This window comes from Oleiphilus sp. HI0043, assembly GCF_001634935.1.
This window is the reverse complement of the sequence record NZ_LWEY01000101.1, coordinates 1-699: the sequence shown is the minus strand read 5'-3', so window position 1 is coordinate 699 and position 699 is coordinate 1. Positions and strand designations below refer to the sequence as shown.

Annotated in this window: 1 protein-coding gene; it reads right to left on the bottom strand. The window is 43.2% G+C overall.

Translation table 11 applies throughout. The features are described 5' to 3' along the window. Window positions 1-699 (bottom strand): metalloregulator ArsR/SmtB family transcription factor (locus tag A3729_RS01850; RefSeq protein ID WP_068633038.1); only part of this gene is annotated, 699 nt, incomplete at both ends.

The window sequence follows — 699 nt, the reverse complement described above, 5'->3', positions numbered from 1 at the left end:
ACTGAATTCTGAAATATTGGCGTCGCATGTTTGTGCTAAAACTGACTTAGCCCAAGATGGTAGACTAGGGTTTATCCTATAAAATACCCATTGCCCCATGCGCCGGTCTGTCAGAATGCCTGCTTTTTTGAGTAGTGCCAGGTGCCGGGAAACTTTAGGTTGCTCATACTCCAATGCTGCCATCAGTTCACAGACGCATAGCTCACCTTCATATTGAATCAGCATTAGGCATTTAAGCCTCAGCTCATCGCTCAGACTCTTGAATAATTGTAATGGCGATAGCTCGTTTGAATGTTGAGCATCAAGTATTGCTTGATTACTTTCGATTGCAGCAAAGCTATTAATTCGACGATTTATTTCAGTTAAGCTCATATGAAAACGTTCGATGTCGCTTAGGTCATCACCCTTAGATACCTTAGGGTCACTGAAGCTCCATTCTAATTTCTTCTCTTTTGCACCGAGTGATTTACATTCTTGAGTCGCCCTGTCACAAAGGGTAACTACGTAATCAAAATGTTGCCCGGCGAGTTCGTCAATATGCTTTGATTGATGAATGTTTTCGATACCGTGAGTTTTAAGAGCTGCCAAGGTTAGCGGGTGAACTGTTTCAGGGTTTGTGCCAGCACTAAACGCTTCGAATCGATTACCGTGATGGTAATTGAGTAGGGCTTCAGCCATTTGTGAGCGAGCTGAATTACC